Genomic DNA, 24,052 nt, shown 5'->3' on the forward strand with positions numbered 1-24,052 from the left:
GGCGCGGATGCTGGTCCTCCCCCCCATCCTGCGGCCACTCCCGAGACCCGCTCCCCAGAACTAACCGGTTACATATCCGCCCCCCTTGAAACAGGCAATTTATTCCAGCCGTACGGCTGACAAGTTCGTCGAACGTCTGCCAGACGGAATGCGTGAACGCATTGCCGAGGTGGCTCGCAATCATCATCGCAGCATGAACTCCGAGATCATTGCGCGCCTTGAGCAGAGTCTTATTCAGGAAGGCGCACTGGGCGAAGAGCTGAGCATGCGCCTCGACAGCCCGGAGCTGTCGTTGCATGAGCGCGAGCTGTTGCAACGATTCCGCCAACTGTCTCACCGCCAGCAGAACGCTTTGGTATCTCTGATCGCTCATGACGCCGAAATGGCAGCAGACGCGTCCTGAGATATACCGAACATCTCAAGCCAGCTTAATTGCTGGCTTTTTTTGCGCGCAATTTGAGTTTTTGCAGACACAAAAAAGCCCGCCAATTTGGCGGGCTGTTTCGATGCAGCAATTTAGAGCAGGAAGATTGTCGCCAACCCCAGGAAAATGAAGAAGCCACCGCTGTCGGTCATCGCGGTAATCATCACACTCGCGCCCATCGCCGGGTCGCGCCCCATTTTCGCAAGGGTCATCGGGATCAATACGCCCATCAGGGCAGCCAGCAGCAGGTTGAGCGTCATTGCCGCGGTCATTACCACGCCCAATGACCAACTGCCATAGAGCAGATAAGCAACCACACCGATCACCCCGCCCCAGACCAGGCCATTGATCAGGCCTACCGCCAATTCCTTGCGCATCAGTCGCGAAGTGTTACCGGTGCTCACTTGGTCGAGCGCCATCGCGCGAACGATCATGGTGATCGTCTGGTTGCCCGAGTTACCACCGATACCCGCCACAATCGGCATCAACGCCGCGAGCGCTACCAGTTTCTCGATCGAACCTTCGAACAGGCCGATCACACGGGATGCGATGAACGCGGTAATCAGATTGATCGCCAGCCAGGCCCAACGGTTGCGCAGTGACTTCCAGACGGAAGCAAAGATGTCTTCCTCTTCACGCAGACCGGCCATGTTGAGAACTTCGTTTTCGCTCTCTTCACGAATCAGATCGACCATTTCGTCGATGGTCAGACGGCCGATCAGCTTGCCGTTCTTGTCAACCACCGGGGCCGAGATCAAGTCATAACGCTCGAAGGCCTGCGCGGCGTCGTAAGCATCTTCGTCCGGATGAAAACTCACCGGATCGCTGGCCATTACTTCGGCAACCTGCTTGTCCGGGTCGTTGACCAGCAAACGCTTGATCGGCAGCACGCCCTTGAGCACACCGTCGTAATCAACCACGAACAGTTTGTCGGTGTGACCAGGAAGCTCTTTAAGGCGACGCAAATAGCGCAGAACCACTTCGAGACTGACATCCTCCCGGATGGTCACCATCTCGAAGTCCATCAGCGCACCGACCTGCTCATCGTCATAAGACAAGGCCGAACGCACGCGCTCGCGTTGCTGGTTATCCAGACTCTCCATCAACTCATGGACGACGTCTCGCGGCAGCTCGGAAGCCAGGTCAGCAAGTTCGTCGGCGTCCATGTCCTTGGCCGCAGCCAGGAGCTCGTGATCGTCCATGTCGGCGATCAGCGTTTCACGAACGGAGTCGGATACTTCGAGAAGAATGTCGCCGTCGCGGTCGGCCTTGACCAATTGCCAGAGCGTCAGACGATCGTCCAGCGGCAAGGCTTCAAGGATGTAGGCAACGTCGGCGGAGTGCAGATCATCGAGCTTGCGTTGCAGCTCGACAAGGTTCTGCCGGTGAACCAGGTTTTCAACCCGGTCGTGATGCGCGCCTTCCTGGCGATGAGTCAGGTCTTCGACGACCCGTTGACGCTGCAGCAGCTCGACGACTTGAGCCAGGCGATCCTGCAGGCTTTCCTGTGTTTTCTTTACTTCGATTTCAGACATAGGCGAACTCCACTCCCAGCAGCGGGGCACGCCGGAAGGATCAATCAGTCAATTCATGATTGGTGAAACTGTTTACTGAGTAACTACTGGGTAAGTCCATGGAGGTTTTCCACAAGCCCCGGCGGGGCTGACGGGCGCAATGATACACCGCCTGACGGTTTTAAACGTTAAAAAATCACGGCCGAAACAAGCGCTTGCGAAACAAACCTGAGCACCGTCCTGATCCGTGCAAATGCGACGACTCATCCTGAAAAGAAAACACACCGGCAATGGAAAATGTAGCGACTACCCTTCAGCGTAGATCGTCATGGAGGACGTCGAATGCCATTGAAAACATCACACCTGATACTCACCACCCTGCTCCACCTGCCGCCTGCCGGGGCTGCTACCACCCTTCATCGTTGCGAAGCTGCGGATGGCAGCATCACCTTTACCAGCATGAGTTGCGCACACGGCGAACTGCGCTCCACCCAAGAGGTTCACCCCTATTCGCCCGGCTCGGTTGTAGCCGTGATGCCGGAAGCCAACCACGAAGAAACATCCATTATGAAAACCAAGGGTCGGGAACCGGGCATCATTGGCCGCGCGGAACATCGATGCGGAAATCTGAGCGATGCCAGGCAGCGACGCGAGGCAATCATCAATCGGCGCGTGATTGCAGGCATGAGCCAGCAAGACGTCGAAAGCGCGCTTGGGAAACCAGACAAGGTAAATATTCGAACATCGACAACCAGCTATCGTTACGACCTCAAGCGAGGTCGCAGTGCTCAAGTCGATTTTGATGAGAGAGGATGCGTGAAGGAAAAAACCAAATCCCGGACAGCAAAAAGCCCGCGTTAAACGCGGGCTTTTCGGTATATGGTGCACTCGACAGGATTCGAACCTGTGACCGCTCGGTTCGTAGCCGAGTACTCTATCCAGCTGAGCTACGAGTGCATTTTGTGTTTTTAGCCCAGACCACAACTGGATGAAGCCAAGTTATCTGCATTACTGCAACTAACTCTTAAATGGTGCACTCGACAGGATTCGAACCTGTGACCGCTCGGTTCGTAGCCGAGTACTCTATCCAGCTGAGCTACGAGTGCATTTGTGTTTTTAGACCAGATCACATCTGGTTGAAGCCAAGTCATTTACATTACTGTAACTGACTCTTAAATGGTGCACTCGACAGGATTCGAACCTGTGACCGCTCGGTTCGTAGCCGAGTACTCTATCCAGCTGAGCTACGAGTGCATTTGTTGCGCCGCATTATAGCCCGTCTAATCTCTATTCCAACCACTTTTTCTATTAATTTCAACAACTTACAGAAAAAGCCCGATTACGACGTACTAAGCAAATACTGGCGGAGAACGGGGGATTCGAACCCCCGACACCCTTTTGAGGTGTACTCCCTTAGCAGGGGAGCGCCTTCGGCCACTCGGCCAGCTCTCCGCAACACGGGGCGTATCTTAACCAACCTTTTCCCCGTTTGCAAACATAAAAATCGATAAAAATTAATGGCTTGGTTCTTCGTCCTTCTCTTTCTTTATACGCAGGTAAATTTCCTCACGGTGCACGGCAACCTCTTTCGGGGCGTTGACGCCGATACGCACCTGGTTTCCTTTAACGCCGAGCACGGTCACGGTGATTTCGCCGTCACCGATAATCAGGCTTTCTGCGCACCGACGGGTCAGAATCAGCATACCTTTCTCCTTACGCAATTCAGTTCAGGGACAACAGTCTGCAAAAAAAAGGCACCCGACCTACAACCGGAGCGATCGTAGCCCTACATGCCTGAGTATTGACCAGCGCGAGCAAAAGAACAGTTCAGGGCTCGCGCCATTCAAAAAATAAAGGGCGCGGTCAGACCGCGCCCTTCAAGAAATGGAATTACTCGCCTTGACGGGCAGGCGCATCCAGTTCGAAAGCCGTGTGCAGGGCGCGCAGCGGAACGTTGTACTTGCCGGCGAATTCCACCGCACGGATCTGCAACACCTTGGAACCGAGGCTGGCCATTTCCAGCATCTCTTCAAAGGTAATCTTGTCGAGACGTTGAGCGACCGGCACCACACGCGGGTCAGTGGTGTAGACACCATCGACGTCGGTGTAGATCTGGCACTCGTCAGCCTTCAACGCAGCAGCCAATGCCACGCCGGTAGTGTCGGAACCGCCACGGCCGAGAGTGGTGATGTTGCCGTGCTCGTCGACGCCCTGGAAACCGGCGACAACGACAACGCGACCGGCTTTCAGATCACCACGAATCTTCTGGTCATCAATCTGCAAGATACGCGCTTTATTGTGCGCACTGTCGGTCAGGATCCGTACCTGATTGCCGGTGTACGACACCGCTGGCACACCGCGCTTGATCAGCGCCATGGCCAACAGGGCAATCGTCACCTGCTCACCGGTAGACACGATCACGTCCAGCTCACGCGGAACCGGTTGACCGTCACCACTGATTTGCTTGGCCAGATCGATCAGACGGTTGGTTTCGCCGCTCATTGCAGACAGCACAACCACCAGGTCATCGCCGGCATCGCGGAATTTCTTAACCTTGTCGGCGACCTGCTCGATTCTCTCGACAGTACCGACCGAGGTGCCTCCAAATTTCTGTACGATCAAAGCCATTTCAAAGCCGCCTCTGCCCATGAAGGGCGCCCAATAATCACTCGAACAGCCACCGCGCCCGCCACTAGACTGGGAGCGCGATGGACCGTCTTATAAACCCTGCTCGACGAATGGAACGGTCAGCGCCAGTGCACCATCCAGCGCGCCGGCATCAACACCGCCGCCCTGCGCCATGTCCGGACGACCACCGCCCTTCCCGCCCACTGCCGCAGCAGCCTGCTTCATCAAATCACCGGCTTTGAGTTGGCCAGTCAGGTCCTTGGTTACGCCTGCAACCAGAACGACCTTTTCCTCATGGACACTGCCGAGCAGGATCACTGCGCGGCCGAGTTTATTCTTCAACTGATCAACCAGTGCCAACAACGCTTTGGCGTCCTGACCATCCAGACGTGCAGCCAGAACCTTCACGCCTTTGACGTCCAGTGCCGAGGACGACAGATCGTCGCCCGCCGCGCTGGCTGCCTTGGCTTGCAACTGCTCGAGCTGCTTCTCCAGTTGGCGATTGCGCTCCAGCACAGCCGACAGCTTGTCGATCAGGTTGTCGCGGCTGCCCTTGACCAGGCTGGCCGCTTCCTTGAGTTGTTCTTCTGCAGCATTCAAGTACGCCAGTGCCTGTGCACCGGTGACCGCTTCGATACGACGTACGCCCGAGGCTACGCCGCCTTCGCTGATGATTTTCAGCAGGCCGATGTCGCCGGTACGGTTGGCGTGGATACCGCCGCACAGCTCGACGGAGAAATCACCGCCCATGCTCAGCACGCGCACGTTGTCCCCGTACTTCTCGCCGAACAGCGCCATCGCGCCTTTGTTCTTGGCGGTCTCGATGTCGGTTTCTTCGGTTTCAACCGCCGAGTTCTTGCGAATCTCGGCGTTGACGATGTCTTCCAGCGCTTTGATCTGCTCAGGCTTGATCGCTTCAAAGTGGCTGAAGTCGAAACGCAGACGCTGGCTATCCACCAACGAACCTTTCTGTTGCACGTGCTCGCCCAATACCTGACGCAATGCAGCGTGCAGCAAGTGCGTGGCCGAGTGGTTCAGCGAAGTCGCATGACGCACTTCGGCATCAACGTGAGTTTCCACTGGCGCGCCGATGGTCAGGCTGCCCGAGTCCAGCACGCCGTGGTGCAGAAACGCGCCGCCGGTCTTGGTGGTGTCACGCACGTCGAAACGGCTGCTGCCGGCCTGCAGATAACCGCAGTCGCCGATCTGGCCGCCGGATTCAGCATAGAACGGCGTCTGGTTCAGCACGATCACCGCTTCTTCGCCTTCATTCAAGACGTCGACCGACTGGCCATCTTTATAGATAGCGACGATTTTTGCCGAACCGCTGGTGTCTTTGTAACCGGTGAACTCGGTGGCCACGTCAACCTTGACCAGCGTGTTGTAGTCCAGACCGAACGAGCTGGCCGAGCGCGCACGAACACGCTGGGCTTCCATCTCACGCTCAAAACCGGCTTCGTCGACCGTCAAGCTGCGCTCACGCGCGATGTCGGCGGTCAGGTCCATCGGGAAACCGTAGGTGTCGTAGAGTTTGAACACCACGTCGCCCGGCACCACGGTGCCTTTGAGCTCCAGCAGATCCTGTTCGAGAATCTTCAGGCCGTGCTCCAGAGTCTTGGAGAACTGCTCTTCTTCAGCCTTGAGCACGCGCTCGATGTTGCTCTGCTGCTTTTTCAGTTCCGGGAAGGCTTCGCCCATCTCGGCAACCAGCGCAGCGACGATCTTGTAGAAGAAGCTGCCAGTGGCGCCCAGCTTGTTACCGTGACGGCAAGCGCGACGGATGATTCGGCGCAGCACATAACCGCGACCTTCGTTGGACGGCAGCACGCCGTCGGCGATCAGGAAACCGCACGAACGAATGTGGTCGGAGACTACTTTCAGCGAAGACTGATCGCCGTTTTCGCAACCAATAGCTTCAGCCGAGGCCTTCAGCAGGTTCTTGAACAGGTCGATGTCGTAGTTGGAATTGACGTGCTGCATTACCGCACTGATCCGCTCCAGGCCCATGCCGGTGTCGACCGACGGTGCTGGCAACGGATGCAACACGCCATCGGCGGTGCGGTTGAACTGCATGAACACGTTGTTCCAGATCTCGATGTAACGGTCGCCGTCTTCTTCCGGCGAGCCCGGTGGGCCGCCCCAGATATGGTCGCCGTGATCGTAGAAAATCTCGGTGCACGGGCCGCACGGGCCGGTGTCACCCATGGTCCAGAAGTTGTCGGAGGCGTAAGGCGCGCCCTTGTTGTCGCCGATGCGGATCATGCGCTCGACCGGCACACCGATTTCTTTGGTCCAGATGTCATACGCTTCGTCATCGGAGGCGTAGACGGTGACCCAGAGTTTTTCCTTCGGCAGTTTCAGAACGCCGGTCAGGAAGGTCCAGGCAAAGGTAATCGCGTCGTGCTTGAAATAGTCACCGAAGCTGAAGTTACCGAGCATTTCGAAGAACGTGTGGTGACGAGCGGTATAACCGACGTTTTCCAGGTCGCTGTTCTTGCCACCGGCACGCACGCATTTCTGGCTGCTGGTCGCGCGGGTGTATGCACGTTTTTCCTGGCCCAGGAAGCAGTCCTTGAACTGGTTCATCCCCGCGTTAGTGAACAGCAGGGTTGGGTCGTTGCCCGGAATCAAAGAGCTGGAGGCTACACGGGTGTGGCCTTGCTCTTCGAAGAAGCGAAGGAAGGCTTCACGGATTTCTGCGCTTTTCATTAGGTTCTTCCACGGAGGCTGCGGCCAAAGGCCTGTTCGAAACGTCAACAAACGAAGCGACGGCAAAGGGCCGCATTATATCGGCCCTGCGCGCGGGGTACAGCGTGTTTATACGATAGAAACGGTCAATTGGACGGCGAACGCTGTCACTTGCGCGAAAACTCGACGAATGTCGCGATCACTTGCTCGATTTGCGCGCGATTGACGTCCATGTGCGTGACCATACGCAGACGCGCGGCGGCGCTCAACTTGATCCCGCGTTCGCCGGCAAACGCCTTGATCGCTTCGGCTTTGTCGCCCATTTGCACATAAACCATGTTGGTTTGCACCGGTTCAACGGTGAAACCTGCTTCACGCAGACCGTCGGCCAAAAACTGCGCGTTGGCGTGGTCGTCGGCCAGACGCTCGACGTTGTGATCCAGCGCGTACAGCCCCGCCGCTGCCAGCAACCCGGCCTGACGCATGCCACCACCGACCATTTTGCGCAAACGGCGGGCCTTGCCGATCAGTTGCTCAGAACCGCACAAAACCGAGCCCACCGGTGCGCCGAGGCCTTTGGACAGGCACACCGACACCGAATCGAAATGTTTCGTGATTTCCCGCGCATCAACCCCGAGTTTGACCGCCGCGTTGTAAAGACGCGCGCCATCCAGATGCAACTGCAGACCGTGCTCTTGGGTAAATTGGCGCGCCCGAGCGAGATATTCCAGCGGCAGCACTTTGCCTTGCATGGTGTTTTCCAGCGCCAGCAATCGAGTGCGGGCGAAGTGGAAGTCGTCCGGTTTGATCGCCGCCGCGACCTGATCCAGGTCTAGCGAACCGTCGGCCTGCACTTCCAGCGGTTGCGGCTGGATCGATCCGAGCACTGCCGCGCCTCCGCCCTCGTATTTGTAGGTGTGCGCCTGCTGGCCGACGATGTATTCATCACCACGCTCGCAGTGCGCCATCAAGCCCAGCAGGTTGCTCATGGTGCCGGTCGGCACGAACAGCGCGGCGGCAAAACCCAAACGTTTGGCCAGTTCGGTTTCCAGACGATTGACTGTCGGGTCTTCGCCGTACACATCGTCACCGGTGCCTGCCGCGGTCATCGCGTCGAGCATGGCGGGGGTCGGTTGGGTGACGGTGTCGCTGCGAAGATCGATAACGCTCATGAACCTGGCCTCTAATCAACAGGGGAAATCCCTTTACGAAGTGGGATTACTGCGGTCATGACGCGGATTAATCAACCCTTGCGCAAGGAAATTTCGTTTCGTCCTCACAAAAAATTCGATGGCAATCATCAGAAAGGCGCGATGCGCTGCTCGACAATCTGTGATAAAAACGCTGCGCCGCCCGAGAAAGGGCGGCAAAAACGTTCTCAGGGCGGGGTGCAATTCCCCACCGGCGGTAATTGCGCGCAATGCGCATAGCCCGCGAGCGCTTGGCGACGAATACGGCAAAGGCTGTGATCGGCGGCAAGGTCAGCAGACCCGGTGTGATTCCGGGGCCGACGGTCATAGTCCGGATGAAGAGAGAACGGGATTAACGCCAAAGGGCCGTCCGCGCAATGTTGTGCGTGTGCGCACCCTTGAATCCCTTTCGATTCATAACGCCCTGTTTTTCACACAAACAGGAGTCAGAACATGCAACCCACCGCTATCGACAGCAAAAGCAAACACTCACACGGCGAGCGCGTAGCGTTCATCCAGGCCTGCTGGCACAAGGAAATCGTCGATCAGAGCCGTAAAGGCTTCGTCGCCGAAATGATTGCCCTGGGTTATCAGGAATCGGACATCGACATCTTCGAAGTCGGCGGCGCCTTTGAAATGCCTCTGCACGCCAAATTGCTGGCCAAGACCGGACGATATGCCGGCATCGTCGCGGCAGCCTTGGTCGTCGACGGCGGCATCTACCGTCACGAGTTCGTCGCCCAGTCGGTGGTCAGCGGCCTGATGCAGGTGCAGCTGGAAACTGAAGTGCCGGTGTTCTCGGTGTCGCTGACCCCGCATCACTTCCATGCGGGTGACGAGCATCAGAAGTTCTTCTTTGAGCACTTTGTGCACAAGGGTCAGGAAGCGGCGCGGACTTGCGCGGATACGCTGCAAAAAATCCGCGCCCTGCGCCGCACCGAGCCGCGCGCTGTCGCCGTCTGACCCACTGATGATCGTTCCCATGCTCCGTGCGGGAACGATCATCACCTGTAGGAGCTGTCGAGTGAAACGAGGCTGCGATCTTTTGATCTTTTAAAAACAAGATCAAAAGATCGCAGCCTTCGGCAGCTCCTACAGGGTTTGGCCCGCGTACCAGAGTTTGTGGACCATCCCTGCAGTTAGGTCAGGCGAGATTTTCGTCGCCGGTCGGGACGATCAGGATGCCCGCGCGCAAGCCGTTCTTGACTTTGGGATTAGGGAAGATGATCCGCGCGCCCTCTTCCTCAATGATCCAGCGGGTATTGGCCAGATCTTCGGCCAGCACGTAACCCAGCTCCAACTCGGAAAAGTTCTCGATGTCCTGCGGCAAGTTCAAGCGAAAGGCATCGCTGTGCTTGATGATTTCTCGCGCGACGCTGAACAGCTGCAAACCGTCCAGATGCGCTTCAGCCATCTCCGGCTCAGTGCCTTCGATAATCTGCTTCAAACGAGTTTCCAGCAGCGAGACGTTAACCCCGTCGTTCTGCCCGAACGGTCGCGCCTTGCCCAGCTCCAGCGTGAAAGCCTCGGCACCGAGCTTGTCGTAGGTGTAGGAGCTGAACACGATTGACGGCTTGTTCTGCAACAGCACCGCTTCCATCCCGGCAGCGCGCAAACGGGCCAGCTCAAGACGCGAATGTTGACGACCTTCCTTCCATGGATACAAAGCGAATTGTTCGATCTTCGAACCGCGAATCGCCGTGTGCAAGTCGTAGTGCAGTCGCTGACGATCCGGCAGGCTGAAGAAACTCGCCGCCAGACGCTCCAGCTCACAGGCACGCAGCGCTTCGCTGCCACTGCTTTGTTCATGACGGCCGTTGAATAGCCGATTGACGTCCTGCTCGACGAAGCGCTCGCCTTTGCGAATCGCTTCCGGGTTGCCGAACAGAAACAGAATGCGTGCACGCGGCTTCAGATCGCCGCGAGCGATGTCATGCAGCAGCCGATCAAGCAACTCGATCGGCGCTGTTTCGTTGCCATGAATCCCTGCCGACAGCAGCAGGTCCAGGCCATTGTCGCGCGCTTGCGGTGGCCGGACTTCCAGCGCACCTTCGCTCAACCAGCGCATCCGCACGCCTTCGACAGTCAGTTGAGTCTTCTCCGCCGGTTCGCGGCCGGCGAGGGTCAGTTCAAGCAGTTTGCCGAGGGCGAGCATAGAGCGGTTTCCTTAGTGATCGTGGTTGCAATCCGGGCCGTGCACGTGGTCTTCGTCGTCGCCGACGTCAGCCGGTTCCATTTCCAGTTGCAGACTTACCAGATTAGTCGCCAATGGGCGCAGCAGCAGGTTGGCGTACTCGGCATCACCTTCTTCAACGTCCACGCCGATCAGCAGCTGGCCACGGCCGTCCTGCTGGATCCACAGCTCTTTGCCTTGCCACATGACCGCAACGCGGGTGCACGAGGTTTGCAGTTGCGTGCCGTCGGTGTCTTCAAGGATCAGCTGCAGGGAATCGCTCATGTTTTTACTCTCTTGGGGGAGACAAGCCGCGCGCCGCGTTCAGGCGACGCGCCGGTCATCAATTGATCTGGAATGGATAAACCGCGCCCAGTTTAAGGATTTGCGTCAGTTCATCCAGTGCCGTCCGGCATTCAAGCAGCAATTGCGGATCCGCCAGATCGGTTTCGCTCAGGCGGTCGCGGTAGTGCTTTTCAACCCATGCGGTCAACGAACCGTACAACGGTGCGGTCATGATAACCCCTGGGTTGACCGCCGCCAGTTCAGTTTCGTTAAGCGCGACGCGCAGTCGCAGGCAGGCCGGGCCACCGCCGTTCTGCATGCTCTGCTTGAGATCGAAGACTTTCACTTCACGAATCAGACCGCCGGAGCTGGTCAGGCTTTGCAGGTAAGCCCAGACACGCTCGTTGGCCTGGCACTCTTGCGGCACGATCAGCAACATCGAACCGTCAGGACGCGACAGCAACTGGCTGTTGAACAGATAGGAACGCACCGCGTCATCCACGGTAACTGCCGAACGCGGCACACACACCGACTGGAAGTTGCCGCCAACCTTGGCGAGTTTTCCTTGCAGCTCGGCCAGCATCTGCTCGGTCTCAAGGAACGCGTCCTCGTGATAGAACAGCACCTCGCCATTGCCCACGGCGATCACGTCGTTGTGGAACACGCCTTGATCGATCACGTTCGGATTTTGCTGGGCGTAGACCACGCCTTCGTCACGCAGACCGTGCAGACGCGCGACGGCTTGCGAGGCTTCGAGGGTTTGCCGTGCCGGGTACTTTTGGGGCGCCGGGAAACGGTTGTCGAACGCGCTGCGACCGAACACGAAAAACTCGACGCCGGCCTCACCATATTCACGGCAGAAACGCGTGTGGTTGGCCGCACCTTCGTCGCCAAACTGCGCCACTGCCGGCAATGCGGCGTGATGAGCGAAGTGCTGCTGATTGGCGAACATCGCTCCCAGCACGCGGCTGGTGGTCGGGTGCTCGATGCTGCGGTGATATTTGCAGTTCAGGTTGGCGGCGGTGAAATGCACGCGGCCATCAGCGGTGTCGGCACTCGGGCTGACCGTGGCCGCGTTGGCCACCCACATGCTCGACGCCGAGCAACTTGCAACCAGCAGCGGCATGGCTTCTTTGGCGGCGCGCTCGATGACTTGCGCATCAGTGCCACTGAAACCCAGACGGCGCAAAGCTGCCACGTCCGGACGTTCCTGCGGTGCCAGCACGCCTTGCTGAAAGCCCATTTCCATCAGCGCTTTCATCTTCGCCAGGCCTTGCAGCGCCGCTTCCTTCGGATTCGAGGATTGCTGGCTGTTGCTCTGGGAGGCAACGTTGCCGTAGGACAGACCACCGTAGTTATGGGTCGGCCCCACTAGACCGTCAAAATTGACTTCATAGGATTTCATCAGCGAGGCTCCACGAGAATCTGTTGTTATAGGCTTCAGGTAACAATTCAGTCAGACCGTGTCGCGGCTATCGCGAGCAGGCTCACTCCTACAGGTTTAGCGGTGAACACACATGTTGTGTACGACACAAATCCTGTAGGAGTGAGCCTGCTCGTGATGGCCGTTACACCATTTTCACGCCAGGCGTCAGGGATGCAGGCAACACCAGGCTCGGCGTTTCCAGCGACGCCACCGGGTACGCGCAATAATCCGCCGCGTAATAGGCGCTGGCGCGATGGTTGCCCGAGGCTCCCACCCCACCAAACGGCGCGCTACTCGCAGCACCGGTCAGTTGTTTGTTCCAGTTGACGATACCGGCGCGGCTTTCCAGCCAGAACTGCTGATAACGCGCTTCGGAATCCGACAACAGACCAGCAGCCAAGCCGTAAGCGGTGTCATTGGCTTCGGCGATCGCCGCTTCAAAATCGGTGTAGCGAATAACTTGCAGCAACGGGCCGAACAGTTCTTCGTCCGGACGCTCGGCAACGGCGGTCACATCAACGATGCCCGGCGTCAGCAACGCGGCTTGCGCCTGTGGCTGAGTCATTTCCAGCAGCGACACAGCGCCGTTGGCCAGCAGATGTTCTTGAGCGTCCATCAGCGCTTTCGCCGCGCCGAGGGAAATCACCGAGCCCATGAACGGCGCCGGTTGTTGATCGAACGCACCGACTTCAATGGTCGAGCTGACTTCAACCAGACGCTTGAGCAGGCTGTCGCCCCACGCGCCTTGCGGTACCAGCAGACGACGTGCACAGGTGCAACGCTGACCAGCAGAAATGAACGCCGACTGAATGATCGTGTAAACCGCTGCATCCAGATCCGCGACCTGATCGACCACCAGCGGATTGTTGCCGCCCATCTCCAGCGCCAGAATCTTGTCCGGACGCCCGGCGAATTGCTGATGCAGATGATTGCCCGTGCGGCTCGAACCGGTGAAGAACAGACCGTCGATGCCCGGGTTCGCCGCCAGCGCGATGCCGGTTTCGCGAGCGCCCTGCAGCAGGTTCAGGACGCCCGCTGGCAGACCGGCTTCGATCCAGCACTTGACCGTCAGCTCGGCGACTTTCGGGGTCAATTCGCTTGGCTTGAACAACACACTGTTACCCGCCAACAGCGCTGGAACGATATGACCGTTCGGCAAGTGCCCAGGGAAATTGTAAGGGCCGAATACCGCCACCACGCCGTGTGGCTTGTGGCGCAACACGGCAGTGGCGTCGCCCAACGGGCCGCTCTTTTCGCCGGTACGTTCGCGGTAGCTCTGCACCGAAATCGCGATCTTGTTGACCATGCTGGTCACTTCCGTCGCCGACTCCCACAGCGGTTTGCCGGTCTCTTCACCGATGGTGCGAGCCAGTTCGTCGGCATGGTTCTTCAACGCGGCGGCGAATGCCTCAAGCACAGCGATGCGCTCGTCCAGCGAACGACGTGCCCAATCCGGAAACGCCTGACGTGCTGCCTGCACAGCCGATTCAACCTGGGCGGTGGTAGCGCCCTCCCCCGACCACAGCACTTGCTGGGTCACCGGGTTCAGCGATTGAAAGGCTTCGCCCTGACCGGCCAGCCACTCACCTGCGATGTATAGCGAATTCATTATTTCGACTCCCGTGCAGCGGACAACGCCACGGCGCGCACTTGATCGCCAGCGTTGAGTTGAAGACGTTTGGCCGTCTGCGGATCGACCACCAGCGTGCCGGCAGCGAGACGCGCCGGCGCAGCGGTGATGCGGCAGTCTTCGCGCTTGCGGTTATGGATGATGAACGGCGTGGCGTCGTCGCCCGGCGTACCTACTGCCAGCACCAGCGCTTCGCTGTCACGTACCGCGCGGATCTTGCCGGTTTCGCATTCGATGGCCGGGCCGGCGTCGAAGATGTCGACGTAACCCTGATAGCTGAAACCTTCACCCTTGAGCATCGCCAAGGCCGGCTCGGTGTCCGGGTGAACCTGACCAATAACGTTACGGGCATCTTCGGACAGGAAGCAGGTGTACAGCGGGAACTTCGGCATCAGCTCGGCGATGAACGCCTTGTTGCCGACACCGGTGAGGTAATCGGCCTGGCTGAATTCCATCTTGAAGAAGTGACGACCGAGGCTTTCCCAGAACGGCGAACGGCCGGCGTCATCGGAGACACCGCGCATTTCGGCGATGATCTTGTTGCCGAACAATTCAGGGAATTCGGCGATGAACAGCATCCGCGCCTTCGACAGCATGCGACCGTTGAGGCCACTGCGATAATCGGCGTGCAGGAACAGCGAGCACAGCTCGGAATTACCGGTCAGGTCGTTGGCCAGAAACAGTGTCGGAATTTCGCGATAGATGTTCAGTTCTTGCGAAGCGCTGACAGTCAGGCCAACGCGGAAGTTGTACCAGGGCTCACGCATGCCAACGGCACCCGCGATGGCGGAAATCCCCACCACGCGACCGTCATCGTCTTCGAGCACGAACAGGTAGTCCGCATCGCCACGGCCAGCTTCGCCGCGAAAGGTCTTCTCGGCCCAGCCAACCCGGTGGGCCAGACGTTCTTCGTTGGCCGGCAAAGTCGTGAGACCAGTGCCGGTGCTGCGGGCCAGGTCGATCAGAGCGGATAAATCGCTGCTGCGTACGGGACGAACAATCATGCTATCTCCTCAAACGGGCCGCCTTCGCCACCCGTGAAACTCGCTAAGGCGTTAAACCGCCACCAGGCGCACGCTGGCACCTTCACCGACGCCCAGGGCTTCGGCTGCTTCCAGATCCAGAGTCACCGGTTTGCCCGGCGCGTAGTCCAGCTCCAGCAGCACCGCGCGGTAATCCTGCAACTGCGCGTTGGCCACCAGATACTGGCGCCCGGCACCTTTGACCGGCTCGCCGATCTTCACTGGCACCACACGGCTCTGGGCGATCGAACGGATCCCCGAAACACGGGCATGCAGGGTCGGGCCACCGTCGAAAATGTCGATGTAGTGATCGGTCTCGAAGCCTTCGCGCATCAGGATATCGAAGGTGATCTGCGCACGCGGGTGCACCTGGCCCATCGCCTCTTGAGCGGAGTCCGGCAGCAACGGCACGTAGATCGGGTAATGCGGCATCAGCTCGGCGAGGAACGTACGGCTTTTCAGCCCGCACAGGCGCTCGGCTTCGGCGTAGTTGAGGTCAAAGAAGTTGCGACCGATCGCATCCCAGAATGGCGAGTCGCCGTTTTCATCGCTGTAACCAACGATCTCGGTGACCACCGAATCAGCGAAACGCTCAGGGTGGCTGGCGACGAACAGCAGACGGCCACGGGAATTGAGCTCCGACCACGGCGAACCGACCAGCTCGCGCTGTACGTAGAAACTGGTCAGCAAACTGTTGCCGGTCAGGTCGTGGCATTGCGAAAGCACGTGGATCTTGTTGTGGATCTTCAGCTCGCGCGAGGCGTGCACGAAAGTCTCGTTGCGGAAACTGTAGAACGGCTCCGAATAACCGGCCGAAGCGACAATCGCCGAGCAGCCGACCAGTTTGCCGGTGGTGGAATCTTCGAGGACGAAGAAATAGCTTTCTTCACCGTTGAAACTCACTTCGGCGGAGAACGAAGCTTCGCTCGCGGCGATCTTGTCGCTCAGACGTTCCACGTCATCCGGCAAGGACGTGACACCAATCGGGCTGTCCGCAGCCAGACGCTGTACCTCGCCCAGATCAGCCATTTGCGCAGGGCGCATCACCAGCATGGTGTCACTCCTTAATCTCAGTACTTACAGAAAAAAATAACCAGGCCTACACAGAGATCAATGTAGGAGTGAGCCTGCTCGCGATTGCGGTCTGTCAGAAACCAATGAGTCGACTGACATACCGCAATCGCGAGCAGGCTCACTCCTACAGTTGATCGGGTCCGGCATAAAATTTTGATCGGCGCCTGAAAAACTCCAGGCGCCGAAGGGTCTATCAGGCTTGTGTCAGTGCTGCAGCAGCGCGTTCGAAACGATCCAGGCCAGCATCGATATCGGCGTCTTCCACCACCAGGCTCGGGGCGAAACGAATCACGTCCGGGCCGGCCTGCAGAATCATCAGGCCTTCTTTTTCAGCGGCGTTGAAGATGTCTTTGGCTTTGCCTTTCCAGGCATCGCTGAGCACGCAACCGATCAACAGACCGAGGCCTCGCACCTCTGTGAACAGGCCGTACTTCTCGCCGATCTGCTCAAGGCGCGCCTTGAACTTGTCGTGTTTGGCATTCACGCCGTTCAGCACTTCAGGGGTGTTGATCACGTCGATCACGGCTTCGGCGACCGCGCACGCCAGCGGGTTACCGCCATAAGTGGTGCCGTGGGTACCGACGACCAGATGTTTGGCCAGCGCTTCAGTCGTCAACATCGCCGCGATCGGGAAACCACCGCCCAGGCTCTTGGCACTGGTGAGGATGTCCGGGGTCACGCCGTAGTGCTGATAGGCAAACAGCTTGCCGCTGCGGCCCATGCCGGTTTGCACTTCGTCGAACACCAGCAGCGCGTTGTTCGCGTCGCAGAGTTCGCGGGCACCTTGCAGGTAAGCCAGTTCGGCCGGCAGTACGCCGCCTTCGCCCTGGATCGGTTCCAGCACGACCGCACAGGTCTTGTCGGAAACCGCTGCCTTCAATGCTGCCAGGTCGTTGTAAGGGACGTGGGTGATGCCGGTGATTTTCGGACCGAAACCGTCGGAGTACTTCGACTGGCCACCGACGTTGACGGTGAACAGGGTACGGCCGTGGAAGCTGTTCAGCGCAGCGATGATTTCGTATTTCTCAGTGCCGAAACGGTCGAATGCAACACGACGGGCCAGCTTGAACGCGGCCTCGTTGGCTTCAGCGCCGGAGTTGCAGAAGAACACGCGCTCAGCGAACGTGGCGTCGATCAGCTTGTGCGCCAGGCGCAGGGCTGGTTCGTTGGTGAACACGTTGGACACGTGCCACAGCTTGTTCGCCTGTTCGGTCAATGCACCAACCAGCGCCGGATGCGCATGGCCCAATACGTTAACGGCAATCCCGCCGGCGAAGTCGATCAGCTCGCGGCCGGCCTGATCCCAGACACGGGAACCGGCGCCACGCACCGGAATGAAAGCGGCAGGCGCGTAGTTGGGAACCATTACCTGGTCGAAATCGGCGCGTTGTACCGCAGCGTGCTCAACGGACATCGGAGTCTCCTGATGAGAAACACCCGCCTGAAACTGGCGAGCGATGGGGGGATTGTAAGGACAGTTTTCAGCCCGGCCTTGCCGCCAAGCGACAACTTCTTATAGCGCAAACCCCGGATTTTCCCGGGTTTACGGCAATGCGACATATAGCGTCGCAAAGGCGCAGTTTAAACCGCACGCCGCTGTTTGCGCAGGACTGCTGGAGATCTTACTCAAGAGTGTTTTTCGTTGTGCGGTATATATGTACCGCACATCGATGCGTTTCACAGGGTTTGCTATGGAACTTTCCAAGGCAAACGGCCGCTCCCATGATTGATGAAAATCCAGCCCTCCACGCATCGCCATCCGACTCAGCGTTGCTGCCCAAGCCCGACGGGCACTATCAACCTCTGCTCGATGCCATTGCGCCGTGGCTCAGCCAGGCGCCGACCCACAGGCGCGATGCGCTGAAAAAAACCACGCCAGAGCTTTCCGCCCCGCTCCTGCAAGCGCCACGCAAAGAGCACGAGAAATTGCGCGCGCTCAATGCATTGCAGTGGGCTGCGCAAAACCGTGTCGAGCAAAACCTCGCGCGCCTGCTGGATGCCCAGTCCTTCGCCGAGCTACTGCTAGGCGCCGAGATAGAAAAACGTTTCGGCCTGAACCTCGATGTCAGGCAAATCTTCATGCGCCTTTACATCCCTGCGCATGCGCCGTTGCCTGGGCTCAAGTCGGGCGCCGCGCGCACCTGGACGGTCGCCTTGGTGGACGCCGCACTGCATAACTTTGAACGCCGCGAAACCACGGACGACGCCTTCGAAACCACCTCCGCCTATATCAGCCGCCCTACACCGGAGGGACAGTTCAGCGCGTTGCCAAAGATTCGCGAAAAAATGCCTATCCAGGCCTTTACGAAACTGTGCCGTGATCTGGACATCGGCCAGCGCTACAAAAATTATCTGGAAGACAACCTGGGCATCAGCAATCCCGTAGTCGCAGCGCTTCTGCAAACCCATGTCAAAGCCAGTGACAAAGCGGCCCTGATAACGGCGCTGCAAATGGCCTACATGCAAAAACTGCTGAGCGGCGATATCCACCGGCTGATTCTCGGCTTGCTCGATGGCTTGAAGTATCTGCGCCTGAATCGCCAGTCCTGGCAATGTCATGCGCTGACAATCATGAACGCCCGACTGACCGGTATCGTGCTGTTCGCCCCGGGTCTCGAGGTTACGCACACGACATCAAGAGTCGTGGCCTACATTCCGGATGACCCGCAGCATCCGATCAGGGAGTACGCCAGCACCGGCGAGTTTGCCCGGCACCTGACACAACGCCTGCAAGATCCGGACTATCAATCTTTTTTCAGTCGGTTCATCGATCATGAGGATCGTGGGCATTTCTTCGGCCAGTTGAACAATCGCCTTCTGCCGATCACCTGGCAACCGGTTTCCAGCGGTGATCCGCGCCCCACCTGGCGCGAGAATCCAGTCGAGCGCGCGCCTCTGCAAATGGCCGCAACAACGATCAAAGGCGACTTGTGGGTTTATCTCTACCAACGAAAACTCGACAAAATTCTCAACGATGCACGGGTTGTCGCCGTCTCCACGGCAGCGGTCGACTGTCAGGCTCGCTGGGCGCTCTGGGATTCGTTCAGCGAAGTGGCTGCGTCCCTGCTCAACATTGTCGCCTTCATCGCGTTGCCATTCGTGCCATTTCTCGGCGAACTGATGTTGGCGTATACCGCCTATCAACTGCTCGACGAAACCTTTGAAGGTATCGTCGATTGGGCGCAAGGCGCGTCCCGCGAGGCATTCGAACACTTAATGGGCGCCGTGGAATCCGCCGTTCAGGTCGGTACTTTCGCAGCGGGAGGGGTCATCGCTGCCAGCCAGTTTCGCGCGCTACTGCCGGAATCGGTGGTTGCGTTCATTGACCGGCTCACCCCGGCGAAACTGCCGAATGGCACCTCACGGTACTGGAAACCCGACCTGCACCTTTACGAGCAGACCACCTCCCTGCCCAAGAATGCAAAACCCGATGCGCTGGGCTTGCACGCTCATCAAGGTAAAACCCTGCTGGCCCTGGAAGACAAACTTTACGCGGTCAGCCAGGACAGCCCGTCAGCGCAATACCGCATCGACCACCCCGTTCGCCCCGAAGCCTATAAACCCGAACTCAAGCACAACCAGGCCGGAGTCTGGCAAACCGAACTCGATCAGCCGCTGGACTGGGAACGCAAGACGCTGTTGAGCCGTAGCGATCCGCACATGCGCCAACTGCCGCTTAGCTTGCAGGAGCGCCTGCTGGACATCAGTGGCTGCGAGGAAAATGCCTTGCGCAAAATGCACGTCGAACTTGGGCAGATGCCGCCTCTGCTAGCCGACACCTTGCTGCGCTGGCATCTGGACGCGGACATTCAGACATTCATCGAGCAGATCGGTAGCGAACGCGCCGAAGATTACCTTCAGGCCGATCCGGCCATCCAGCTGCAACTACTGCATGAGAGCGGCGACTGGCCAGCCGACAAAGGTGTGCACATGGTTGGTCGCAAAGGAAAGGTACTTTGGCAAACGCCCACGGCGGGCGTGCCGCTTCTACAGATTGATGCCTCAAGACTCGACGCCGGCGATCTGCTCAAGACCTGTCTGCTGCGCTTGTCGGAAGTCGATGCAAAAACGTTACTGAACGAAAAACCCCATACCACGCCGCCGACGCTTGAGAGCCGCACCCGGACTTTGCGTCGACGGATCGTCGAACTGGCACAAACCAAAAGACAAAGCCTGTTCGAGGATAAATATCGCAGCCTGCAACGTAACGCTGCCCCACTGGTTCAGGTGATGATGGACGCCGAACCGGACCTGCCCAAGACACTGGCGCAATCGATACTGGAAACGACGAACGAGCTCGAACGCGAACAGCTCCAGCGCACAGTATTGCCCCGTCGGCTTGCCGAACTGACCCGCGAAATCGGCCTGCAGGTGCGTGCGACTCGTGCACTGGAAGGGCTGGAGCTGAAAGCCACGCAGAACAATCTGGATACCGATCGCCTGATACTGCACTCGCTGCCGAGGCTGCCAGGCTGGTCGCAATCTTTGCGCCTGGAAGTCAGACACTACGCACATACCGGCCCCCTGATCGACAGCATCGGGCCGCTGGATGCCACCACTCGCAAAGTCCTGGTGCTGAATGAGCTGGGGCAATATCAGCCCTTTGACGATGCCGGCGAACAGCTTAGCGCTCCCGGCCACCTGCTTTTCAATCTGCTGCAAGCCTTGCCTGATGCCGAGCGCCTGGCACTGAACGTCGGCATCGGCGAAAGTGAAAAACTCAATCTGCTGATTCGCCAACACCCCCTGAGCCGAGAAGAACTGCTGCCGCTGCTCTCGCAAAACCCGAACCGCAAACCCGCCTACGACCCGAGCGTCATGCGCCTGCTCGGCGGCACGACCGGTTTTCAACGCATGCCCACTAACACTCCGACTTTGCAATCCCATGCTCACCGGCTGCTGCCGCATCTGTTGCCCGAAGAACTGGAGGCTTTTGTCGAGCGCTTGCAACGCCATCCAAGCGGGCCACGCGGGGAGTTGAACCGATTGATCATCGAGCGAGGTCGACTCGACGAGGTTCTAAATCCCTGGGTGAATGCGATTCCTGTTGTTCACCCCGAAACCGGCACCCCACTCACTACCGAGCAATATGCCATTCAGCGACACCGGCGCCGGCAGATGCGGGTCGACTTACTGGATTGCTGGAAACAACAAGTCTCGCTGCCAACGGACTCCGAGCAAATGATTGATTTGCGTCTGGCTCAACCGATCATCGGCGAACTGCCGGCGCTCGAAGTCAACTTCAGCCATGTCGACCACCTGACCATGGAGGGCGCCGAGAACACTCAAGGCCTGCATCAATTCCTCCGCTGCTTTACGGATCTGCATCGACTGGCCCTGCGCGGCTTTCGCCTCGGCAGCCTGCCGGAGGCAATCAATCAGTCACCTCAGTTGCACGAACTGATACTCGCCGATTGCGGCATAACCCTGACACCGCAAAGCCTGGAAAGCCTGGGCAAGCAGACGAAGCTGAAAACTCTCGACCTGTTCCGCAACCCGCTCGGACTCATACCCAATGTAGAAAAGATGCCGAAGCTGAATTACATCGACGTCTCGGAAACCGGCATTGAGCAATTGCCCATTGGCCTGCTGAGCCGCCCACAATTGCGAACCGCCTTGCTCAATGACAACCAGATTCACGCATTGCCCGCAGTGCTCTTCGAACTGCCTGGCAACGTGCCGGAAGGTTTCGATCTTGGCGGCAATCCAATTAATGTGACCGATCGCGAACGAATCAAACGCCACTTCAACCAGACACAGCAGGACTTTGGCGTTTTGGCCGAACAGGCCGACCTGCAACGCGTGCAAGCACTGTATACGCACATGGATCAGGAACAGGCCAGCGAGTTCTTTTACCTGCTGCCCGGGACGCTGGCCGAAGGACGAAACGAAATTGCGCGCCTTGAGAACGAATTCAGCAGCTTGAGCTCCGGACTCGCGACTTGGGTAACCGACCTGCCTGCACTCCACCCGATCAGTGGTGAACCCTTCACGCTTGAAGAAGTGCTGAACGAGCACGCGTCGCGACACGAATTCAAAAGCCTTCTGGAACAGAGCTGGCGACGCGAGCTGGATGAAGATGACTTCGATCAGGACAACGAACCGACCCACGACTTGAACCTGACATCCACCATTAACGGCGAACTGCCCGAACTCGACGCCGACTTCAGCCATGTATCACATCTCTACATGACAAGCCGTCCCGGGCGGACATCCGGCATCGAGAGATTTCTACAGACGTTTCCCAAACTCAAAGGCCTGACACTTCGTCAGTACCAACTTGAGCACATCCCCGACGCGGTATTTCGAATGGCCGATCTGACTCATCTGTCGCTCTCGGAGTGCCACATCACGCTCACGCCACAGGCCGTTGTCGAGCTTGCGCAGATGCATCGGCTGGATCATCTCGACTTGAGCGACAACCCCTTGGGCGAAACACCGGACGTCAGTCAGATGACGGAAATGACCCGGCTGCTGCTCGACAACACCGGGATCACCACGCTGCCATCGGGCCTGCTGCAGCTTGAGCAATTGGACCTGGCGGCACTGAACGACAACGCAATCACTGACGTCCCCAGTGACATCCTCGAGCTGCCAGCGGAGCGCGGCGAGAAGATCAACCTGCGCAACAACCCGTTCTCCGAAGCCAGCGTGCAACGCCTGCTCGCTTACTTCCGGAACTATCGTGTGGACTTTGGGGTGGAGGTGGTCATCAACCGGGCAGAACTCGAAGTGTCGACGTCGGAGGATTCCGAGATCGACGAGTGATCAACCTGCTCGCCGAGCGAGGCCTGTCAACCGCGCTCTGGCGGCACCGACGACAATTCGAACGGGCTGCTGCTGCGCCGCTGGTTGCGATCTTCCCGCGGCGTGGCGCCGAAGAAGTTGCGATAGGCACTGGAGAAATGCGGCCCCGAAGAGAAGCCACACGAGAGGCCGATCTGGATGATCGATTTGCTGGTCTGCATCAACATCTGCCGGGCCTTGTTCAGGCGCAGTTCCAGATAGTACTGGCTCGGCACACGGTTGAGGTATTGCTTGAAGATCCGCTCCAGCTGTCGACGCGACACGCACACGTGCTGGGCGATTTCGTCGGTGGTCAGCGGTTCTTCGATGTTGGCTTCCATCAGCAACACTGCTTGGGTGAGCTTCGGATGGCTGGAGCCGAGACGGTTCTGCAACGGGATGCGCTGACGCTCGCCCCCTTCGCGGATACGCTCGACCACCAGTTCTTCCGACACTGCGCCGGCCAGTTCCGCACCATGATCGCGGGCCAGCACCGCCAGCAACAGGTCGAGAACGGACATGCCACCGCACGCGGTCAGGCGATCACGGTCCCAGTCGAACAAATGACTGGTGGCGATGACTTTCGGGAAACGCTCGGCGAAATCGTCCTGCCAGCGCCAGTGCACGGCAGCGCGATAACCGTCGAGCAAACCGAGTTGCGCCAATGGATAAACGCCAGCGGACAAACCGCCAATGACCGTGCCGGCACGTACCAGTTGCTTCAGTGCGCTGCTGAGTGCCGGGGCCAGAGCGGTCGGCGGTTCATCGGCGAGCAGGAACAGTTTCTGGAAGTTTTCGAGCTTGCCGGCCCAGGCTTCACCGGGCAATTGCCAGGATCCTTCGGCCGAGGCTCCGGTAATGGCTTCGGCCTGCAGGAACGACAGTTCGTAAACCACGTCCGGATGCACACGCTGAGCAACACGCAAGGCCTCCTCCGCCAGCGCCAGCGTCAACGCTTTAGTGCTGGGCCAAATCAGGAAACCAATTCGATGGGCAGTCATGGGCGGGCAATCCGAAGCGAAGAACAGTGATGAAGGCAAGGGCCAATGCTAGCCCGAAAATGAACACAAATCTTGAGGCTGGCGCAGATCGCCTATCGGGACTGCAATACCTGTCCCAATGTAGGAGCTGAGGAGTGAAACGAGGCTGCGATCTTTTGATCCTCAAAAACAGATCAAAAGATCGCAGCCTTCGGCAGCTCCTACAGTGGAT

16 protein-coding genes, 4 tRNA genes, 1 pseudogene and 1 riboswitch are annotated in these 24,052 nt (G+C 58.5%); of the genes and pseudogenes, 4 read left to right on the forward strand and 17 right to left on the reverse strand.

The window, feature by feature from the left end:
- Positions 1–85 precede the first annotated feature (85 nt).
- Positions 86–403, forward strand: coding sequence for an Arc family DNA-binding protein (locus ACIPZE_RS12570; protein ID WP_400773104.1), 318 nt, complete (start codon positions 86–88; stop codon positions 401–403).
- Positions 404–516: 113 nt separating this feature from the next.
- On the opposite strand, the gene mgtE is transcribed toward ACIPZE_RS12570, so the two are convergent.
- Positions 517–1,959, reverse strand: a complete 1,443-nt coding sequence (gene mgtE / locus ACIPZE_RS12575) for a magnesium transporter (protein ID WP_129395112.1) — start codon at positions 1,957–1,959, stop codon at positions 517–519.
- A 321-nt stretch (positions 1,960–2,280) separates the two neighbouring features.
- Here mgtE and ACIPZE_RS12580 point away from each other — a divergent pair, with 321 nt between their 5' ends.
- Positions 2,281–2,799: a cell envelope protein SmpA gene (locus ACIPZE_RS12580; RefSeq protein WP_400773106.1), complete on the forward strand. Its 519-nt coding sequence runs from the start codon at positions 2,281–2,283 to the stop codon at positions 2,797–2,799.
- Between the two features lie 19 nt (positions 2,800–2,818).
- On the opposite strand, the gene ACIPZE_RS12585 is transcribed toward ACIPZE_RS12580, so the two are convergent.
- From ACIPZE_RS12585 to ltaE, 8 genes and pseudogenes are all read right to left on the reverse strand, one after another.
- Positions 2,819–2,895: transfer RNA gene (locus ACIPZE_RS12585), tRNA-Arg, on the reverse strand.
- 72 nt (positions 2,896–2,967) lie between these two features.
- Positions 2,968–3,044 (reverse strand) — tRNA-Arg (locus ACIPZE_RS12590).
- A gap of 71 nt (positions 3,045–3,115) precedes the next feature.
- Positions 3,116–3,192, reverse strand: a tRNA-Arg gene (locus ACIPZE_RS12595).
- A 107-nt stretch (positions 3,193–3,299) separates the two neighbouring features.
- Positions 3,300–3,390: transfer RNA gene (locus ACIPZE_RS12600), tRNA-Ser, on the reverse strand.
- Positions 3,391–3,452: 62 nt separating this feature from the next.
- Positions 3,453–3,641 carry a carbon storage regulator CsrA gene (gene csrA, locus ACIPZE_RS12605; protein ID WP_002554426.1) on the reverse strand — a complete coding sequence of 63 codons (189 nt, stop codon included), beginning with the start codon at positions 3,639–3,641 and terminating at the stop codon, positions 3,453–3,455.
- 226 nt (positions 3,642–3,867) lie between these two features.
- Positions 3,868–4,566 (reverse strand): annotated as a pseudogene (locus ACIPZE_RS12610) (aspartate kinase); the annotation flags it as partial.
- A gap of 90 nt (positions 4,567–4,656) precedes the next feature.
- Positions 4,657–7,275 (reverse strand): alanine--tRNA ligase, encoded by a 2,619-nt coding sequence (gene alaS / locus ACIPZE_RS12615; protein ID WP_283439166.1) that lies wholly within the window; start codon positions 7,273–7,275, stop codon positions 4,657–4,659.
- 146 nt (positions 7,276–7,421) lie between these two features.
- Positions 7,422–8,426, reverse strand: coding sequence for a low-specificity L-threonine aldolase (ltaE, locus tag ACIPZE_RS12620; RefSeq protein ID WP_400773107.1), 1,005 nt, complete (start codon positions 8,424–8,426; stop codon positions 7,422–7,424).
- A 198-nt stretch (positions 8,427–8,624) separates the two neighbouring features.
- Positions 8,625–8,796, forward strand: a riboswitch (FMN riboswitch).
- Positions 8,797–8,897: 101 nt separating this feature from the next.
- Here ltaE and ACIPZE_RS12625 point away from each other — a divergent pair.
- Positions 8,898–9,407 carry a 6,7-dimethyl-8-ribityllumazine synthase gene (locus tag ACIPZE_RS12625; RefSeq protein WP_283439168.1) on the forward strand — a complete coding sequence of 170 codons (510 nt, stop codon included), beginning with the start codon at positions 8,898–8,900 and terminating at the stop codon, positions 9,405–9,407.
- Between the two features lie 181 nt (positions 9,408–9,588).
- Here ACIPZE_RS12625 and astE read toward each other — a convergent pair whose 3' ends face one another.
- The 7 genes from astE to ACIPZE_RS12660 form a co-directional block, all read right to left on the reverse strand.
- Positions 9,589–10,599, reverse strand: coding sequence for a succinylglutamate desuccinylase (astE, locus tag ACIPZE_RS12630; RefSeq protein WP_400773109.1), 1,011 nt, complete (start codon positions 10,597–10,599; stop codon positions 9,589–9,591).
- 12 nt (positions 10,600–10,611) lie between these two features.
- Positions 10,612–10,902: a hypothetical protein gene (locus ACIPZE_RS12635; protein WP_016983958.1), complete on the reverse strand. Its 291-nt coding sequence runs from the start codon at positions 10,900–10,902 to the stop codon at positions 10,612–10,614.
- 58 nt (positions 10,903–10,960) lie between these two features.
- Positions 10,961–12,307: an N-succinylarginine dihydrolase gene (gene astB / locus ACIPZE_RS12640; RefSeq protein WP_400773111.1), complete on the reverse strand. Its 1,347-nt coding sequence runs from the start codon at positions 12,305–12,307 to the stop codon at positions 10,961–10,963.
- A 163-nt stretch (positions 12,308–12,470) separates the two neighbouring features.
- Complete coding sequence (gene astD, locus ACIPZE_RS12645; RefSeq protein ID WP_400773222.1) at positions 12,471–13,940, reverse strand: succinylglutamate-semialdehyde dehydrogenase; 1,470 nt, start codon at positions 13,938–13,940, stop codon at positions 12,471–12,473.
- Positions 13,937–14,962, reverse strand: coding sequence for an arginine N-succinyltransferase (gene astA, locus ACIPZE_RS12650; protein ID WP_129395120.1), 1,026 nt, complete (start codon positions 14,960–14,962; stop codon positions 13,937–13,939). The genes astD and astA overlap by 4 nt, the downstream gene beginning before the upstream one ends.
- Positions 14,963–15,013: 51 nt before the next feature.
- The gene (aruF, locus tag ACIPZE_RS12655; RefSeq protein WP_129395121.1) at positions 15,014–16,033 is read right to left on the reverse strand and encodes an arginine/ornithine succinyltransferase subunit alpha; all 1,020 of its coding nucleotides are present in this window, start codon (positions 16,031–16,033) and stop codon (positions 15,014–15,016) included.
- 214 nt (positions 16,034–16,247) lie between these two features.
- Entirely contained in the window at positions 16,248–17,468 is a 1,221-nt protein-coding gene (locus tag ACIPZE_RS12660; protein WP_400773113.1) for an aspartate aminotransferase family protein, read from the reverse strand.
- 308 nt (positions 17,469–17,776) lie between these two features.
- Here ACIPZE_RS12660 and ACIPZE_RS12665 point away from each other — a divergent pair, with 308 nt between their 5' ends.
- A complete protein-coding gene (locus ACIPZE_RS12665; protein ID WP_400773115.1) occupies positions 17,777–22,822 on the forward strand; it encodes a dermonecrotic toxin domain-containing protein in 5,046 nt (1,681 codons plus the stop codon).
- Positions 22,823–22,848: 26 nt separating this feature from the next.
- Here ACIPZE_RS12665 and argR read toward each other — a convergent pair whose 3' ends face one another.
- On the reverse strand, positions 22,849–23,841 hold the full coding sequence (gene argR / locus ACIPZE_RS12670) for a transcriptional regulator ArgR (RefSeq protein ID WP_400773117.1): 993 nt from the start codon (positions 23,839–23,841) through the stop codon (positions 22,849–22,851).
- Positions 23,842–24,052: the final 211 nt, after the last annotated feature.

This window comes from Pseudomonas sp. NPDC089741 (assembly GCF_044748825.1).
GTDB lineage: Bacteria > Pseudomonadota > Gammaproteobacteria > Pseudomonadales > Pseudomonadaceae > Aquipseudomonas > Aquipseudomonas helmanticensis.

Bases quoted from the DNA above. Each gene is read 5' to 3' on its own strand.
- mgtE (WP_129395112.1), bottom strand. From the start codon at position 1,959: ATGTCTGAAATCGAAGTAAAGAAAACACAGGAAAGCCTGCAGGATCGC.
- ACIPZE_RS12580 (WP_400773106.1), top strand. From the start codon at position 2,281: ATGCCATTGAAAACATCACACCTGATACTCACCACCCTGCTCCACCTG.
- csrA (WP_002554426.1), bottom strand. From the start codon at position 3,641: ATGCTGATTCTGACCCGTCGGTGCGCAGAAAGCCTGATTATCGGTGAC.
- alaS (WP_283439166.1), bottom strand. From the start codon at position 7,275: ATGAAAAGCGCAGAAATCCGTGAAGCCTTCCTTCGCTTCTTCGAAGAG.
- ltaE (WP_400773107.1), bottom strand. From the start codon at position 8,426: ATGAGCGTTATCGATCTTCGCAGCGACACCGTCACCCAACCGACCCCC.
- ACIPZE_RS12625 (WP_283439168.1), top strand. From the start codon at position 8,898: ATGCAACCCACCGCTATCGACAGCAAAAGCAAACACTCACACGGCGAG.
- astE (WP_400773109.1), bottom strand. From the start codon at position 10,599: ATGCTCGCCCTCGGCAAACTGCTTGAACTGACCCTCGCCGGCCGCGAA.
- ACIPZE_RS12635 (WP_016983958.1), bottom strand. From the start codon at position 10,902: ATGAGCGATTCCCTGCAGCTGATCCTTGAAGACACCGACGGCACGCAA.
- astB (WP_400773111.1), bottom strand. From the start codon at position 12,307: ATGAAATCCTATGAAGTCAATTTTGACGGTCTAGTGGGGCCGACCCAT.
- astA (WP_129395120.1), bottom strand. From the start codon at position 14,962: ATGATTGTTCGTCCCGTACGCAGCAGCGATTTATCCGCTCTGATCGAC.
- aruF (WP_129395121.1), bottom strand. From the start codon at position 16,033: ATGCTGGTGATGCGCCCTGCGCAAATGGCTGATCTGGGCGAGGTACAG.
- ACIPZE_RS12660 (WP_400773113.1), bottom strand. From the start codon at position 17,468: ATGTCCGTTGAGCACGCTGCGGTACAACGCGCCGATTTCGACCAGGTA.
- ACIPZE_RS12665 (WP_400773115.1), top strand. From the start codon at position 17,777: ATGATTGATGAAAATCCAGCCCTCCACGCATCGCCATCCGACTCAGCG.
- argR (WP_400773117.1), bottom strand. From the start codon at position 23,841: ATGACTGCCCATCGAATTGGTTTCCTGATTTGGCCCAGCACTAAAGCG.